The following is a 16,081-nucleotide window of genomic DNA, read 5'->3' on the forward strand; positions in this document are numbered from 1 at the left end:
CTTTATAATCCGATTAAAGGATATATACGCTAATTAACAAGGCGTTTTTAAAAATGGTTTTGAAGAGAAGGTTGCGTTAAGTATCCGTTTTTTTACCCAATGCGTATTAAAACACGGATAAATTACGGAAACTATATAGCAAAATATAGGGTTGTTATAGATGATGGTTAATAAAGAAACATCCTTAAACAAAACATACCATGAAAAAACAAGACAGCGGCAGTAAACCAAAACTCAGTGCTAAAGCCACGGTAGAGGCTTCTCCGGCCTTAAAAGAACTCTTTAAAGATGGAATCTGTGATCTTTATTGGGCCGAAAATCATTTGGTTAAAAATTTGCCAAAAATGATTGCCAGTGCGACAGCACCAGCGCTAAAAAGCGCAATTGAATCTCATCTTACAGAAACCAAAGGACATGTAGCCAGGCTTGAACAGGTATTTGAGCTGCTTGGTGAGAAACCCATTGCAAAAAAATGTGATGCGATGGAAGGATTGGGTAAAGAGGGTGAAAGTATCATTGAAGAAACGGAAGCCGGAACCGCAACACGTGATGTGGGCATCATACTAGCCAGCCAGAAGGTAGAACATTATGAAATTGCTTCTTATGGCGGGCTTTTCCAATTGGCCACCACATTGGGCTTAACAGAGGTTGCAGATTTACTCGAACAAACACTTGCTGAAGAAAAACTTGCTGATACCAAGCTTACTGATATTGCTGAAAATGAAATTAACTACCAGGCAGCTGATGAGGCTTAAGAAAGGAGAAATAAAATGGCAAAAAAAACAACGGTAAAAGATACCAGCCCGATAAAACAGGACAACGATAAAACCGCGAAATTAGAGGCCTTTGTTGCAGATGACAGGGGTGAAAAACTGACTACGAATCACGGAGTTAAAATAAATGACGATCAGAATTCGCTTAAGGCTGGCGATCGAGGTGCAACATTGTTGGAAGATTTTATATTAAGAGAAAAAATTACCCATTTTGACCATGAGCGGATCCCTGAACGTGTTGTACATGCAAGGGGATCGGGAGCACACGGGGTGTTTAAGGTATATGAGGATATGTCTGACATCACAAGGGCAGCTTTTCTCTGCGATCCGGGACAGGAAACGCCTGTTTTTGTTCGGTTTTCAACCGTAGCAGGATCAAGGGGTTCTACTGATCTTGCCCGTGATGTGCGTGGTTTCGCGGTAAAATTTTATACTCAAGAAGGTAATTTTGACCTCGTAGGTAACAATATGCCTGTCTTTTTTATTCAGGATGCAGTTAAATTTCCTGATTTAGTACATGCCGTAAAGCCAGAGCCGGACAATGAAATTCCTCAGGCTGCATCAGCACATGATACTTTTTGGGATTTCATTTCCTTTATGCCAGAATCTGCACATATGATCATGTGGTTGATGAGCGACAGGGCCATTCCAAGAAGTTACCGGATGATGGAAGGTTTTGGAGTTCATACCTTCCGTTTAGTTAATGCATCCGGGGTTTCCAGTTTTGTTAAATTTCACTGGAAACCATTGCAGGGTGTACACTCGGTAGCCTGGGATGAAGCACAAAATATTTCCGGAAAGGATCCCGATTTTCATAGAAGAGATCTTTGGGATGCCATAGAAGCAGGTGCTTTCCCTGAGTGGGAACTTGGTTTACAGATTGTGGCAGAGGAAGATGAATTTAAGTTTGGCTTCGATTTATTAGATCCTACCAAAATCATTCCCGAAGAGCTCGTTCCGGTGCAACGCATTGGTAAAATGACCTTGAACCGAAATCCGGATAATTTTTTCGCTGAAACTGAGCAGGTCGCTTTTCATGTTGGGCATGTGGTTCCGGGAATTGATTTTACTAACGACCCGCTGTTGCAGGGAAGGTTATTTTCTTATACAGATACACAGCTGATCAGGTTAGGTGGACCAAATTTTCATGAGATTCCAATTAACAGGCCTGTAGTGCCTATACATAATAACCAGCGCGACGGTTATATGCGCCAAACCATAAACCGGGGTAAAACCAGTTATGGCCCAAATGGAATAGCTACAAATGATCCGCGGCAAGCCAAAGCTGCCGAGGGTGGTTTTGTTAGTTATAACGAGCGCATTGATGCAAAGAAAATCCGTGCAAGAAGCAGGAGCTTTTTTGATCACTTTTCGCAGGCGAGATTATTCTTTAATAGCCAGTCTGAAGCCGAAAAAAATCACCTGATTGATGCTTTTAGTTTTGAACTGGGTAAGGTAAAAATGGTCGAAATCAGAACACGCATGCTTGGCTTGCTTAACCATGTGGATAAAGGGCTTGCAGCAGCCGTAGCTTATGCGCTTGGGCTTCATGTTCCAACCATCCCTTTAGCAGAACTTAATGGAAGTATCCCGGCAGACGCCGATCCGGCAGATTATACCCCGGAACAGAAAGAAGGTGAACTTGCAAAATCGGAGGCATTGAGTATGGCGGGTACGCTTAAAGATTCTATTGCCACCAGAAAAATTGCCATCCTTGCAGCGGATGGGGTTGATGGCCAATCATTAAGTGAGGTAAAAGATGCACTTGTAGCACAAGGCGCAATTGTTCATATTATAGCACCAAAACTCGGTACTATTCTTTCGCAGGAAGATCAGCAGATTGATGTGGATGAAAGTTTCTTAACGGCCGCTTCTGTACTTTACGATGCCGTTTATCTTCCGGGAGGAATAAATAGTTCTGCTACATTGGAAGCCGAAGCCAATGCCGTACATTTTCTGAACGAAGCTTTTAAACACTGCAAGGCAATAGCTGCCGATGCTACAGCCATACAGGTTTTAGAGGCCACCTATTTCTATAAGAAGCTTCCTGATGAATATTCGCAGGAAACTGTTCTGCGCGAAGGAATATTGGTTTCGGATAATCTTTCTTCATTAGCCGAATTGTTCGCTAAAATGATTGCCCTGCACCGATTCTGGGATCGGGAGGTGCCGAGAAAAATTCCGGCATAGGCGAAATTAATTTTAATACAATATCCCTAACAACATTTCAACCAGGTTATCATTAGCCTGGTTGTTTTTTTTAAAAATAAACCAAACTGCTAAAGGTTTCAACAGGTTCTATAATGGAGGGGCATTTACAGGGAGGAATATTTTTGATATTATCTAGGCAAATTCATCTGTCTGCTCTTGTCAATCATAAATAAGCTTAAGGTTATGGAAAACAAAAAAACAGATCACGAAATGCAGAATGAGGAAAAAGTAGGCGTTATTCCAGTCTCTCAGCTAGCGGGAAGCGATGCAGATAGTGCCCATCAGGAAGATGATGCATCAGAGAAAGTGGCCGAACAAGCTACAAAATCTGATTCGGATGCAGACAAGCAAACCAGTGAAAGCAATACTGACTAAACGGATTATTATTTACACCGGGCTTCACTAAGCCAAAAATACCTACTATGGAAAATACAAAACATTTCGCTCTGATTACCGGGGCAAGCAGTGGCATTGGTTACGAACTGGCAAAGCTTTTTGCAAAAGATCGCTTTAACCTGGTTATTGTTGGCAGGGAAGAGGCTAGCCTGCAAAAAACTGCGCTGGTGCTTGAGGAACAAGGGGTTCAGGTCATTACAGTTATTGCCGATCTTTTTGAACCAAATGCAGCTTTTAATCTTTATGAACAGATAAAAGCGAGAAATATACAGATCGATGTATTGGTGAATGATGCCGGGCAAGGCGTTTATGGTAAATTTATCGATACTGATCTTAATCAGGAACTGGATATCATCCAGCTTAACGTCGCTTCCTTAGTAACGTTAACCAAGTTGTTTGTCCGCGACATGGTAGCACGCGGAAGCGGAAAGATTTTAAATGTTGCCTCCATTGCAGGGAAAGTACCAGGGCCTTACCAGGCGGTTTACCATGGAACAAAAGCGTTTGTGCATTCCTTTAATGAGGCTGTCCGCGCGGAAATTAAAGATACACCGGTTACCATCACTTCTTTATTGCCTGGGCCTACAGATACCGATTTTTTTAGAAAAGCAAATATGCTGGATTCCAAAGCGGTACAGGAAGGAGAACTTGCAGATCCCGCAGATGTAGCTAAAGATGGTTATGAGGCCATGGTTGCGGGGAAAGATATGGTAATCTCCGGGTTTAAAAACAAATTACAGGTAGCCATGGGAAATATAACTCCTGACAGCATGTTGGCAGAACAGACGGGTAAGCAACAGGAACCGGTGGATAAATCATAATATTATCCCCATATCAATATCAGATTTCAAATAGATTTCGTCATCTCGACCGAAGCAACGCGTAGTGGAGAGATCTTTTAATGTGTTTAAAAAAAATCTCCGTGACGCTACCATTGACAAAATCCACCAGCGCGATCGTCATTGCGGGGAGGAACGACAAAGCAATCTTTCATGTAGGTAGTTTTGTGCCAGAAAGATGGCTTCGTCGGCTGAAAAAGCCTTCTCGCAATGACGATACTTAACTATCTGTCACCTAGCATTAAGGCTGCCCATTTCCTCCTGCAGCACCATATATCTGTCCGGTAGAAAAACTGGCATCATTTGCAGCAAGCTGAACATAAATCGACGCCAGTTCGGCAGGTTGGCCGGGCCTGCCCAGCGCAGTATCTTTACCAAATTCTTTAAGTTTTTCAGGGGTTGAACCACCTCCCATTTGTAATGGCGTCCATATCGGGCCAGGTGCAACGCCATTTACCCGGATACCCTTAGGCCCAAGTTGTTTGGCAAGGGATTTTACGAAATTTGTGGTAGCGGCTTTTGTTTGTGCATAATCGTAAAGATCAGGTGATGGATCGGTTGCCTGTACAGAAGTGGTTCCAATAATAGATGAGCCTGGTTTTAGATGTGGCAAGGCTGCTTTAATAATCCAGAATGGCGCATATATATTGGTTTTTATGGTCCAGTCAAACTGCTCACTGGTTAAATCAGCAAGCGAAGGCGTGCTTTGTTGTCTTGCGGCATTACTAATCAGGATATCAAGTCCGCCCAGCTGACTTACAGCGGTATCGACCAGCTTTTTGCAAAAGGCTTCATCTCGGATGTCGCCAGGAATGGCAACGGCCTTACGGCCAGCCTTTTTAATCAGTTCAACAACTTCCCTGGCATCAGGTTCCTCTTGTGGCAGATAATTGATCGCCACATCTGCGCCTTCCCTGGCATAGGCAATGGCTGCAGCTCTTCCCATGCCAGAATCGCCACCGGTAATCAGTGCTTTTCTACCCATCAGTCTTCCCGAACCTTTATAACTGGTTTCGCCATGATCTGGCCTTGGCTCCATTTTGCTGGCTAAGGCCGGCCAAGGCTGATTTTGATGGTTAAAAGGTGGTCGCGGATACTTGGTTGTAGGATCTTCGAGCGCGGCAAGTGGCGAATAATAGGTTTGGTCTACTGTTGCTGCAGTTAGTGTCGGGGCAATGGCCATACTGGCCAACCCGATGCCTAGGCCTCCGAGCGCCTCACGTCGTGTAAAAATTTTTTTTCCGTCCATAATGATGTTTTTAATAGGTATAGATATAACCAGATAAAATTTTAGAAGGTTTGGCTTTTTTGAACATTGATAAACGAGCCCGTCATGTCCAAAACTTTTAGGCCATTCTGCGTGTTTTTTGCTAAAGTGCTTCAATGGAAATAGATATACGAAAGAGAAAAATAGGATTAAATTTTAATGAATACGGGGTAGCCGAAATTTGGCTTTGGGCCCCGTTGGCAGCACAGGTTTCTATTTTAACAGAGGCGCGAGAACTAACTTTATCGCTGTTTGATGAAGGCTATGGTTATTGGCATTTGCAAACAGACCAGATTAGTAAGCACGATAAATATCGCTTTAAAATCACGCCTTTAACCGGTGGAGAGCCCCTTGAACGCGCAGACCCAGCTTCTTTATTTCAGAAAGAAGGACCAAGCGGACCATCAACCGCATTTGATGTAAATGCTTTTAGCTGGACGGATGCCGACTGGAAGGGAGTAGCTTTAAACGATCTGGTAATCTATGAACTTCACACCGGTACCTTTACGTCAAATGGAGATTTCGATGCGATCGAAGCCAAACTTGATTATCTCATCGAACTTGGTATTACAGCGATAGAAATTATGCCGGTAGCACAATTTTCGGGCAGCAGAAACTGGGGATACGATGGCGTATTTCCATTTGCCGTGCAAAATACTTATGGCGGGCCGTCATCGTTACAGCACCTGGTTAATGCCTGCCATGCTAAAGGCTTGGCCGTTATTTTAGATGTCGTTTATAACCATATAGGGCCTGAAGGGAATTATTTTTCCGATTTTGGCGAATATTTTACTGATAAATACCATACGCCATGGGGCAAGGCTGTTAATTTTGACGATGCAGGCTGTGATGCCGTGCGAAGTTTTTTTATCGAAAATGCCTTGATGTGGTTCAGGGATTTTCATATCGACGCCCTGAGGCTGGATGCCGTACACGCTATTAAAGATTTTAGTCCTGCACACATCCTAGCAGAAATTAAAGCGCATACCGATAAACTTTCTGAAATTAGCGGCAGACCTTACCAATTAATTGTTGAGCTTGATTTAAATGACGAACGCTATATCCGGTCTCAAAGCGAATATGGTTATGGTATGGATGCCCAATGGGTGGATGAATTTCACCACGCGCTTCGGGTTTGTACCGGGCAAGCCAGAGAAGGCTATTATTCTGATTTCAATGGCGTATCAGATCTGGCCAAATCCTACAAGGATGCTTATGTGTATACCGGCCAGTACTCGCCACATCGGCAAAGAAATTTTGGAATGCCATTGCAACAATCCTCTGGTGCTAAGTTTATTGTGTTTTCGCAAAACCACGATCAGGTGGGCAACCGTATGCTGGGCGAGAGAAGCAGCAACCTGGTTAGTTTTGAAATGTTGAAGGTAATGGCAGGAGCAGTTTTTTGCAGTCCGTTTTTACCATTAGTATTTATGGGCGAAGAATGGGCAGAAACCAATCCTTTCCAGTTTTTTGTAAGCCATAGCGATGAAGAACTGATTGAAGCGGTAAGAAAAGGAAGAAAGGCAGAATTTGCTGCTTTCCATACCTATGGTGAAACACCCGATCCACAGGCAGAGGCTACTTTTGAACGTTCCAAACTCAATTGGGCGAAAATTGGAGAACCGAGACACAAGACCATGTTCCATTATTATCAAACTTTAATTGCCTTGCGGAAACAAAATCCTGTACTTGCCAACCTTGACCGGGAAAATGTAAAGACAGAAAGCTTTCCAGAAAAAAACTGTCTCTTATTAAAGCGCTGGAAAGCTAACGGAGAAATTTTAGTTGGCTTTAATTTTTCCAAACAGATGCAATCCTTATCCATTGACCCCGCATTTCAACATGCCTCGGTGTTATTAGATTCTTCGTTAACACAGTGGAACGGCCCAAACCCCGAATCAAACCCTATAATGGCTGAAGGCCAGCTTAATTTATTTCCCGAATCGATTCTTATTCTTTACAAAGCAGATGCATAAACCAACTTCTACCTATCGGATCCAGTTTCATAAAAACTTTAACCTCAAATCGCTTGATCAAATTATTCCCTATCTAACAGCATTAGGGGTCGGGACTTTGTACGCTTCTCCAATTTTTGAGGCTATGCCAGGAAGTACGCACGGCTATGATGTGGTAAATCCACTGAAGATAAATCCAGAGATCGGTACAGAGGCAGAGTTGATCAGGATTTCAAAAAAGTTAAAGGCCACCGGCATCAGCTGGCTTCAGGATATTGTGCCCAATCACATGGCTTACCATCCGGATAACGCCTGGTTAATGGACGTGTTGCAAAAGGGAAAAGACTCAGATTTTGCAAGCTTTTTTGACATTGATTTACAAAAAGGAGATGGGCGTTTGATGGTTCCTTTTCTTGGTGAAGATCTTGAAGAAGCGATTGCGACACAGAAATTAAAGTTGATGGCCATTAAGGACAAATACTACCTGAGTTACGGCGAATCCAATTGGCCGGTGAATGCAGAAACTGCAAAAACGCTTTCAACGCAAGCCCTCGGGGAAATTAATAACGATGCTGAAGCGTTGACTCAGATTGTTCAAAACCAGCATTACCGTTTATGTAATTGGCAGGAAACCAATAATAAGATCAACTATCGCAGGTTTTTTACTGTCAATGCCTTAATCTGTCTGAATATGCAGCGTCAGGAAGCATTCGATCTTTATCACCGTTATATTTTTGAACTAATAGGTAAAGGTGTTTTTCAGGGCTTGAGGATCGATCATATTGATGGACTGTACAATCCGGAAGAATATGTTCAGCGGCTCCGGAAAGCGGTAGGTAAAGACATCTACATCGTGGTAGAGAAAATTCTCGAACATGGAGAAGTGTTACCACAAACGTGGAAAGTGCAGGGAACAACCGGTTACGATTTTTTGGCAACGGTAAATAACCTTTTAACCAATAAAGCGGCAGAAAAGCCTTTTAATAAGCTTTATCAGCAGGTGACAGGTAAAAAGCTCGATCCGACTAAGCTGATTTATGAGAAAAAAAGCAATATCTTGTTTAAGCACATGCAAGGCGAACTGGATAATTTATTTGAGAGTTTCCTGGCACTTGAACTGGGAGATTTTTCAGCCATTAAGAAAGCCGATCTAAAAAGGGCGCTTGCCGAAATGCTGATTGCCATGCCGGTGTACCGGTATTATAATTATCGCTTCCCATTGGCGCAGGCTGAAGCACAGTGTGTTCAAAACTTGCTTAAACCCATTCTTGAGCACAAAAAACTGGCTAAAGCAGTAGAGTTTTTGCGCCAGGTATTTTTAGAAATCCCGGGAAAGAAAAACACGGCTTACAACCAAAAACTGAGTCATTTTTTCCAGCGTTGCATGCAGTTCACCGGGCCGCTTATGGCGAAGGGGGTAGAAGACACCGCCATGTTTACCTACAACCGGTTTATAGGCCATGCAGAAGTGGGCGACGCACCGGATGCTTTTGGTATGACGGTGAATGAATTTCATGATGAAATGCATAAACGACAGCAGGAGTGGCCATTTGCCATGAATGGAAGTTCCACCCACGATACCAAAAAAGGGGAGGATGTAAGGGCAAGATTAAATGTGCTTACCGATCTGCCTGGTGAGTGGACCCTGCTGGTGCAACAGTTGAAAAAAACTTTTGCTGCCTTAAAAAAAGAGCATGCCGCTTTTGAGCAGTTACATGATAATGATATTTATTTAGTCCTGCAGACCATTATTGGTGCTTTGCCCTTTCATGAAGATGATGACCCTGACATCGAAAACCGTTTGGCCGAATTTATTGTAAAAGCATTAAGAGAATCGAAAAAGCGGTCAGACTGGGCAAATCCGGATGAAAATTATGAAGATAAACTCACCGAATTTTCGCAGTTGATATTAACTGAACCGCAGGAGAGCAATGGTTTAATCAGAAATTTTATAAAACGAATCGCTGATTTTGCAGTTGTCAACAGCTTAGCGCAACTCACCTTGAAATTTACCTGCCCGGGTATCCCTGATGTTTACCAGGGAACGGAATTATGGGATTTAAGTCTGGTAGACCCTGATAATAGAAGACCTGTTGACTATGAAACCAGGGCCAGTGTGCTGGCAGAGTTTGATCATCCTGTGAATTTTAAAAACCTTTTGAAAGAAAGATTTTCAGGAAAGATAAAAATGTGGCTAACCAAAACTTTGCTGGAGATCAGAAAAGCCGAGGCCGATGTTTTTGAACATGGAGCTTATATTCCTTTGGAGGTTCAGGGTAAGTATAGTCAACATATTTGTGCGTTTGCCAGACAATATAAAGCGCAATGGCTAATTACGGTAGTTCCTTTAGGTTTTGCTAAGTGTTGTAGTGATCAAAATGTGGCAGCCGATAGTTTTGACTGGGAAGATACAGCGGTATTGCTGCCAAACGGGGCACCATTGGGTTGGCAAAACCTGATTACAGGAAAAAAAGAATATAAAGATCCGTTACATCAGGGTATTCAGGTCAGCCAGTTGTTTAACCAGGTTCAATTGGCGTTGATAAAGTTAATTCCTGAAAATAATCAGCGTGCTGCAGGTGTGCTGATGCACATCAGTGCTTTGCCATCCCGTTTTGGTATTGGCGATTTAGGTCCCGGTGCACATCAGTTTGTAGATTTTCTTGCAGCATCACGACAACGCTACTGGCAGGTTTTACCGCTTAACCCAACCAAAAAAGAAACCGGCTATTCTCCCTATTCAAGCAGTTCTTCAATGGCCGGAAATACGATGCTTATCAGTCCCGAAAGCTTAGTTGAACAAGCGCTTTTAAGCGAAAGTGACCTGAATGATTACGTATTACCAGAAACAGGAAAAATTGATTTTGAAAAAACTGAAAAAATAAAACAGCAGGTGTTAGATAGGGCTTACCAACGGTTTAAAACTAAAGGGGATGAAGATCTGGTAAATGAATTCGACCTGTTTTGCAAAACCGAACAAAGCTGGTTAGTTGATTTCGCTGTTTATACTTGCATAAAGCAGCATTTTAAGGGGAAGGAATGGTTTAACTGGTCAGAAAAGTATAAGTTAAAAGATCCAAAAACCATCGCTGATTTCGAAAAAAGCAATCAGGACGAAATTGAAGAAATAAAGTGGAAGCAGTTTATTTTTTATCGCCAGTGGTACAGTTTAAAGGAATACGCAAATGCAAAAGGTGTGAGCCTGATCGGCGATCTTCCATTCTATCTTGATTATGATTCGGTTGAAGTATGGGCGCAGCGAGAAAATTTCCTGCTGGATAAAAACGGCAGTATGACTGTGGTGGCTGGTGTTCCTCCCGATTATTTTAACGAAAAGGGCCAGCTTTGGGGTATGCCTATATACAATTGGGAAAAGATGAAAGCCGAAGATTTTACCTGGTGGGAAAACCGGTTAAGGAAAAATCAGCAATTGTTTAACCTCCTCCGTTTAGATCATTTTAGGGCCTTTTCTACTTATTGGGAGGTTGTGGCTGGTAGTGAAGACGCCGTTGATGGCGTATGGAAAACGGGGGTTGGTGACTCATTTTTTAAAACAATAGAAAGAAAATTAGGTAAACTTTCTTTTATTGCCGAGGATCTCGGTGAAATTTCAGAATATGTGGAACATTTGAGAAAACAATTTCAATTGCCTGGCATGAAGGTATTGCAATTTGCATTTGGCGAAGATATCGCCGGATCGGTACATATTCCACATCGGTTTGGCTCAGAAAATTGCATTGCTTATACCGGAACACATGATAATAATACCACTTTGGGCTGGTTTAAAAACGAAACCGATACAGACCTTAAACAGCGCTTATCCAGATATGTCGGAACAGCGGTTAACGAAAATAATGTTAATGCCATATTGATCAGGCTATGTTATGCCTCAATTGCCAAAATGGCCATCATCCCTATGCAGGATATTTTACAATTAGACGAAACGGCGCGGATGAACATACCCGGCAAGGCATCAGGAAACTGGGCATGGAGGGCAGATAACAATTTTATAACGGAAGAAACAATAAACTGGTTGAAAGCAGAAACGGAATTTTACGGGCGTTAGGCATCCCGAAAATGCATATCAGTTTAATTTCAGGAAGATAAAAATAATGTATCGTATTATTAGTGCAAAAAGGGTGCAGATATGAAGTTTCAAAAGAAAATTGGTGAAAATTTAAAAAATCTTTGGATAATGAGACCTGGCATTTGACGAATATTCTGCCAAATATAAAAATAGCATAAGTTTCTTCTTAGAATAAGATAAATGTCATTAGAATGGCCGTTTTTTAAATATATTATCAATTTTAAATGGCATCTAAATTAATAATTATATATTTGCAGCCTTGAAAGTAAGCAATGTCTAATCCTCTTAATCAGAGGTTTAAACATTACTGCTGACCGAGCCGTAGGAATAAGGCTTTTTAATTTTTTGAAGACAACCTAAACAACCTGAATGCTTAATTTAGTTCTCTTTGGCCCTCCAGGGGCGGGTAAAGGCACCCAATCTGAAAAGCTGATTGCAAAATATCAGCTGGTACACGTTTCAACAGGCGATCTTTTTAGGGCACATGTTAAAGGAGAAACCGAACTGGGAAAAAAAGTGAGTCAACTGTTGGCTGACGGGGAACTGGTTCCTGACGCCATTACCATTGCGATGCTTGAAGAAGAGGTAGATAAAAATCCTGATGCCAAAGGATTTGTATTTGATGGATTTCCACGCACCGTTCCGCAGGCAAAGGAACTTGATTTATTTTTAGAGCGCAAAGGCAGTAAAATTGCCGGTGTTATTGCTTTAGATGTTGACCAAAACGAACTTACCAAACGTATTGCCGAGCGCCATAAAATTAGCGGCCGTCCGGATGACGATGCAGAAAAACTGAAAAAAAGGATTTCGGAATACTTTGATAAAACCATTCATGTATTACCTTATTACGAAGCACAGGGAAAACTGAATAAAGTAAACGGGATTGGTGAAATTGAAACCATTTATAAAGATCTTTGCGCAGTAATTGATCAGTATAAAGTTTAACTGATCATTAAGCAGCAGGTATTAAATACCAGTTAATTGGTGCCAGATAAAATGTATCAAGGTTAATTGCAGTACCTGATATCATCATAAAACATACAGAGAGTTATAATGTTAAAAACGTTATAACTCTTTAATTTTAATGGAATTGTTATATAAACTTTCCGTAGTTAACATTACAAGAATAAAATATGTCACAGGGTTCAAATTTCGTAGATTATGTAAAAATTTGTTGCCGTTCTGGTAAGGGCGGTGCAGGTTCGGCACATTTACATCGTGATATTTTAACGTCAATGGGTGGTCCTGATGGTGGTGATGGCGGTCGCGGTGGCCACATTATCGTTAAAGGCAGTATCCATATCTGGACATTATTACACCTTAAATATCGCAAACATATTATCGCTGAAGATGGCGGAGCGGGCGGTAGTTCGCATAAATCTGGGAGACAGGGTAAGGATGAAATATTAGAGGTTCCCTTGGGTACCATTGCCAAAGATGCGGAAACCGGAGAGGTACTTTTCGAAATTACCAAAGATGGTGAAACCCGGATTTTAACAGCCGGCGGCCGTGGGGGTTTGGGCAATGCACATTTTAAAAATGCTGTTCAGCAAACACCTCGCTTTGCCCAACCGGGCGAGCAGGGCCAGGAGGTATGGAACATTTTAGAGTTAAAAGTTTTAGCCGATGTGGGGCTTGTCGGTTTCCCAAATGCAGGTAAATCTACTTTACTTTCGGTGGTTTCTGCGGCTAAACCAGAAATTGCCGACTATCCTTTTACCACCATCGTACCTAATCTGGGTATAGTAAGCTACAGAGGTGGGAAATCTTTTGTAATGGCCGATATTCCCGGTATTATCGAAGGTGCATCAAAAGGTAAGGGTTTGGGTTACCGCTTCTTGCGTCATATCGAGCGTAATTCGGTGTTGTTATTTATGGTTCCGGCTGATACCAGTCGTTCAATTAAGGAAGAATACGCTATCCTTAAAAGCGAGTTAGAATCCTATAATCCTGAATTAATGCAAAAACCCCACGTTTTAGCCATTACCAAATCAGATATGCTTGATGAAGAACTGATGGAAGAAATGAAACAGGATTTGCCTAATATTCCTTCCATATTTATCTCATCAGTAGCCGAAAAAAATATTTTAGAACTCAAAGATATGCTTTGGAAAGCAATTGAAGGGTAATTACCGTCAAAATTGTCTTTCTAATTCAATAGCTTTAAGCTAACATTTTTTACTTTGCGGGTGCTACAAGTTATTAAATCAAAAACCTGCTTCTCACGTCCGCTGTAGGTACCATACAATGATCGGCTTGACCGAATAAAGCATAACGGTTACGAGCGAATTTTTGATACACCCGGTTTCGTATACAACCTGGTACCAGATAAGCCACATTTATGATTGGCGACCACCAGGTGCCCAGGTTTTTCAAGATGTGTAAAACCGCCTCAGATTTGCTAAAAAACCGGTTGCCGCTGATGACGATAATGCTATCAAATTTGTTAAAATTAACCACGTGTTGCTGGCTAAGTTTCAATGCAGTCTCACCGTCTAATGGAGCGAAAAGAAACCTGTTTAGCCGGTCATGCCTGATGGTGTAATTGATATAACTGTTGCAGAAATTACAAACACCGTCAAACAGGATAATGTCTTTCTGCGTATTTAAAAAAGATGCCATGACATTTGGTGATTAACAAAATAGATTGCCGGGTAGGTAGCCATGAAAGCCCAAAAAAATGAATTTAGTCCCATAATTACCGCAGTAAAAAAATGAAATATAAATCCCCATATCAGGAATATAAGGGCAAACTCCCAGGGTAAAAATAAACAGAGTGGAAATATGCTTTCCATAATGATTACGTTCCAGCATAAAAAGCGATTTGCTACGGGATATTTTTTTAGAAAGCCTGTCGCTTTTTTTGAGCCATAGGTTTTAGTAGAGAAAACATCCTTTATAGCCGTTCCCGAGCGCCACTCAGCAGATACGAGTTTGGCAATACCAGCCACCGCGTAAGATAGACAAGCTTGTAGGGCAATAAACCACAATCCAATTTCTCTTAATTTACTGCTGGCTAAAACCGGCAAATTGCACACAATCAAGGTAATAATAATGAGCATGCTCATCTGGTCGGAGCCATCGCTACCATAATAGGTGGCTAACGATGAAATCAATAAACTTGCACCCAATAAACTGATCAATGCCCAACCGATTGGGCTTTGTAGCGGAAAGAAAAACAATCCAATGATTAGTAGGCACCTGATGGAGAAAAGGACAGTAAGGCCTGATGCACTAAACAATTTAAAAAAAGGTTTTAAAAACGATCTTTGATCGTGTTTGGTCCATTTTAACTGCATTACATTCCAGGATAGCAGTCCGTTTGGAGAAAAGATCTGCACTTTTTTGAGGTACTCGAGTGTAGAAATCAATAAGCCCACACTTAATATAAGGAGTACGGTTTGCGATATATCGTTAAATAAAATCATGATAAGTTTATATTTGGTGAAAAACCGATAATAAAATTAATCCCGGTTCCGTTTCTTTTTGATAACCCGATGACTCGGCCAGCATAAACTGACGGTAGCAGTTTTGCGATTTTTTTTTATATTGACTAACCGCATGTAACACGATGATATAAGGGGTAGAAAACATAAGTAAATTAAGGTTGCCTGTTCGCTCGCGGTAGGAGGGGATACTGGCTACAAGGCTCTGTACAACGTCAGATAAAATTTTTTTGTCCCTTTTTTCAGGGTTCCACAACCATGACCAAAACGTACGTTCTTCGGTAATTTCCAATTCCTGCCATTCGCTGTAATCAGCTTCTGTCACCTTGTCTCTAAATAAGAGGTGGTAATCTCTTTTGCCGGGGTGGGGGGCAAAAAATGTCCATAATGGGATGAGATTGAAAAGATCTATTTTATACCTGATGAACCAGGATATCTTCGTTTCCTTGAATTGGCATAATACGGTTGCTATAAACCAGCAGGCCAGGAAAGCAGTTATTGTCATTTCATAAATAACTGTAGGATCTAATTTCTGTGTCATAACATCAAATAGGTTAGAAAAAAGGAGAGCACGTATGCATGCCCTCCCCTGATTGTTAATTGAATTTTTTGCGAAGTTCGATCAGTTTTTCTAACGATAAACCGTTATCGGCTTCTTTAGCTAGACTGCTGATTTCTTCTTCGTTCAAAGAACTTGCAGCTCCAATTGCTTCTGCAACCTGTGTAACTACTGGTGTAGCTTTCACAGTTACTTTAACTGCCTTTACAGCAGTACGTGCAATTGCAGCAATAAAAAGTGGTGCTGCTGAATTTGATTCAACAATTTCATTGTCGCCTTTCAAGTCGGCGATTAAGGCATCTAGAACTGCTAATTCTGCCTTGGTTAAGCTTGACTTTGCCATTTTGTTTCTTTTTGAGGTAAATAATTAATGATTAGTGTGCCTTGGTTTTGAAGCTTCGTTTGCACAATATAAATGTCGGCACACCAACGTTTCCGCAGTAGTGTGAAAATACCTATTTGAAAAGTAGCGTATTTATACGCAGTTTTGGAAAGTCAAAGGCATGATTTTAATATCAAAAATGCAGAAAAAGTATCTGAAATACAGT

The 16,081-nt window shown here is 41.5% G+C and carries 13 protein-coding genes; 8 read left to right on the forward strand and 5 right to left on the reverse strand.

Annotated features, from left to right (window positions below; all coding sequences use genetic code 11):
- Positions 1-200: 200 nt before the first annotated feature.
- The 4 genes from DV942_RS18645 to DV942_RS18660 all read left to right on the forward strand — a co-directional run bounded on the left by DV942_RS18645 (position 201) and on the right by DV942_RS18660 (position 4,201).
- Positions 201-755, forward strand: coding sequence for a YciE/YciF ferroxidase family protein (locus DV942_RS18645; RefSeq protein WP_145860066.1), 555 nt, complete (start codon positions 201-203; stop codon positions 753-755).
- 15 nt (positions 756-770) lie between these two features.
- Positions 771-2,963: a catalase gene (locus DV942_RS18650; protein WP_145860068.1), complete on the forward strand. Its 2,193-nt coding sequence runs from the start codon at positions 771-773 to the stop codon at positions 2,961-2,963.
- A 204-nt stretch (positions 2,964-3,167) separates the two neighbouring features.
- A complete protein-coding gene (locus DV942_RS18655) occupies positions 3,168-3,359 on the forward strand; it encodes a hypothetical protein (RefSeq protein ID WP_145860070.1) in 192 nt (63 codons plus the stop codon).
- 47 nt (positions 3,360-3,406) lie between these two features.
- Positions 3,407-4,201 carry an SDR family NAD(P)-dependent oxidoreductase gene (locus DV942_RS18660; RefSeq protein WP_145860072.1) on the forward strand — a complete coding sequence of 265 codons (795 nt, stop codon included), beginning with the start codon at positions 3,407-3,409 and terminating at the stop codon, positions 4,199-4,201.
- Between the two features lie 259 nt (positions 4,202-4,460).
- Here the strand turns inward: DV942_RS18660 and DV942_RS18665 are convergent, their stop codons facing one another.
- Positions 4,461-5,468: an SDR family oxidoreductase gene (locus DV942_RS18665; RefSeq protein ID WP_090985028.1), complete on the reverse strand. Its 1,008-nt coding sequence runs from the start codon at positions 5,466-5,468 to the stop codon at positions 4,461-4,463.
- Between the two features lie 134 nt (positions 5,469-5,602).
- Here DV942_RS18665 and treZ point away from each other — a divergent pair, with 134 nt between their 5' ends.
- The 4 genes from treZ (at position 5,603) to obgE (ending at position 13,657) form a co-directional block, all read left to right on the forward strand.
- Positions 5,603-7,462 (forward strand): malto-oligosyltrehalose trehalohydrolase, encoded by a 1,860-nt coding sequence (treZ, locus tag DV942_RS18670; RefSeq protein WP_145860074.1) that lies wholly within the window; start codon positions 5,603-5,605, stop codon positions 7,460-7,462.
- On the forward strand, positions 7,455-11,507 hold the full coding sequence (gene treY / locus DV942_RS18675; protein ID WP_145860076.1) for a malto-oligosyltrehalose synthase: 4,053 nt from the start codon (positions 7,455-7,457) through the stop codon (positions 11,505-11,507). The genes treZ and treY overlap by 8 nt, the downstream gene beginning before the upstream one ends.
- 390 nt (positions 11,508-11,897) lie before the next feature.
- On the forward strand, positions 11,898-12,473 hold the full coding sequence (locus DV942_RS18680; protein ID WP_090984795.1) for an adenylate kinase: 576 nt from the start codon (positions 11,898-11,900) through the stop codon (positions 12,471-12,473).
- 188 nt (positions 12,474-12,661) lie between these two features.
- Positions 12,662-13,657 (forward strand): GTPase ObgE, encoded by a 996-nt coding sequence (obgE, locus tag DV942_RS18685; RefSeq protein WP_145860078.1) that lies wholly within the window; start codon positions 12,662-12,664, stop codon positions 13,655-13,657.
- A 73-nt stretch (positions 13,658-13,730) separates the two neighbouring features.
- On the opposite strand, the gene DV942_RS18690 is transcribed toward obgE, so the two are convergent.
- The 4 genes from DV942_RS18690 to DV942_RS18705 are packed head-to-tail and all read right to left on the reverse strand — an operon-like array spanning position 13,731 to position 15,876.
- The gene (locus DV942_RS18690) at positions 13,731-14,150 is read right to left on the reverse strand and encodes a thiol-disulfide oxidoreductase DCC family protein (protein WP_145860080.1); all 420 of its coding nucleotides are present in this window, start codon (positions 14,148-14,150) and stop codon (positions 13,731-13,733) included.
- Positions 14,135-14,956 carry a hypothetical protein gene (locus DV942_RS18695; RefSeq protein ID WP_090984789.1) on the reverse strand — a complete coding sequence of 274 codons (822 nt, stop codon included), beginning with the start codon at positions 14,954-14,956 and terminating at the stop codon, positions 14,135-14,137. Before DV942_RS18695 ends, DV942_RS18690 begins: the two co-directional genes overlap by 16 nt.
- A 7-nt stretch (positions 14,957-14,963) precedes the next feature.
- A complete protein-coding gene (locus tag DV942_RS18700) occupies positions 14,964-15,515 on the reverse strand; it encodes a hypothetical protein (protein ID WP_090984787.1) in 552 nt (183 codons plus the stop codon).
- A 55-nt stretch (positions 15,516-15,570) separates the two neighbouring features.
- A complete protein-coding gene (locus DV942_RS18705) occupies positions 15,571-15,876 on the reverse strand; it encodes a hypothetical protein (RefSeq protein WP_090984785.1) in 306 nt (101 codons plus the stop codon).
- Between the last annotated feature and the right edge of the window lie 205 nt (positions 15,877-16,081).

Origin of the sequence: Pedobacter suwonensis (assembly GCF_007833675.1) — a bacterium.
GTDB lineage: Bacteria > Bacteroidota > Bacteroidia > Sphingobacteriales > Sphingobacteriaceae > Pedobacter > Pedobacter suwonensis.

Bases quoted from the DNA above. Each gene is read 5' to 3' on its own strand.
- treY (WP_145860076.1), top strand. From the start codon at position 7,455: ATGCATAAACCAACTTCTACCTATCGGATCCAGTTTCATAAAAACTTT.
- DV942_RS18695 (WP_090984789.1), bottom strand. From the start codon at position 14,956: ATGATTTTATTTAACGATATATCGCAAACCGTACTCCTTATATTAAGT.
- DV942_RS18705 (WP_090984785.1), bottom strand. From the start codon at position 15,876: ATGGCAAAGTCAAGCTTAACCAAGGCAGAATTAGCAGTTCTAGATGCC.
- DV942_RS18665 (WP_090985028.1), bottom strand. From the start codon at position 5,468: ATGGACGGAAAAAAAATTTTTACACGACGTGAGGCGCTCGGAGGCCTA.
- DV942_RS18690 (WP_145860080.1), bottom strand. From the start codon at position 14,150: ATGGCATCTTTTTTAAATACGCAGAAAGACATTATCCTGTTTGACGGT.
- DV942_RS18660 (WP_145860072.1), top strand. From the start codon at position 3,407: ATGGAAAATACAAAACATTTCGCTCTGATTACCGGGGCAAGCAGTGGC.
- DV942_RS18680 (WP_090984795.1), top strand. From the start codon at position 11,898: ATGCTTAATTTAGTTCTCTTTGGCCCTCCAGGGGCGGGTAAAGGCACC.
- obgE (WP_145860078.1), top strand. From the start codon at position 12,662: ATGTCACAGGGTTCAAATTTCGTAGATTATGTAAAAATTTGTTGCCGT.
- DV942_RS18655 (WP_145860070.1), top strand. From the start codon at position 3,168: ATGGAAAACAAAAAAACAGATCACGAAATGCAGAATGAGGAAAAAGTA.
- DV942_RS18700 (WP_090984787.1), bottom strand. From the start codon at position 15,515: ATGACACAGAAATTAGATCCTACAGTTATTTATGAAATGACAATAACT.
- DV942_RS18645 (WP_145860066.1), top strand. From the start codon at position 201: ATGAAAAAACAAGACAGCGGCAGTAAACCAAAACTCAGTGCTAAAGCC.
- DV942_RS18650 (WP_145860068.1), top strand. From the start codon at position 771: ATGGCAAAAAAAACAACGGTAAAAGATACCAGCCCGATAAAACAGGAC.
- treZ (WP_145860074.1), top strand. From the start codon at position 5,603: ATGGAAATAGATATACGAAAGAGAAAAATAGGATTAAATTTTAATGAA.